General features: G+C 50.9%; 1 pseudogene. It reads right to left on the minus strand.

Annotation, left to right across the window (positions count from 1 at the left end):
* Positions 1-234: pseudogene (locus tag ABT58_RS24440) on the minus strand (tyrosine--tRNA ligase); the annotation flags it as partial.

A 234-nucleotide genomic window follows, 5' to 3' on the forward strand; every position in this document is an offset into this window, starting at 1 on the left:
TTACGGCCTGCTACGGTGTCAGTTTTAAACTGCTCACTCTCGCTCATTGGGCGGAAAGACAGCAGTTCAAAGTAGTTCCACATTAAATCGTCGGAGATCGACAGCAGATTGCCGTACATCTCGTTAGCCGGCTATGACACACCAATGAAGATGAGGGCCGATATCGACATATTCTTCACGCCATCTAAACCAAACAGCAGCGGCATGGTGAGCAACACCTGCGGGGTGTGGCCT

The sequence above is a fragment of the Photobacterium aphoticum genome (assembly GCF_001029435.1).
Taxonomy (GTDB): domain Bacteria; phylum Pseudomonadota; class Gammaproteobacteria; order Enterobacterales; family Vibrionaceae; genus Photobacterium; species Photobacterium aphoticum.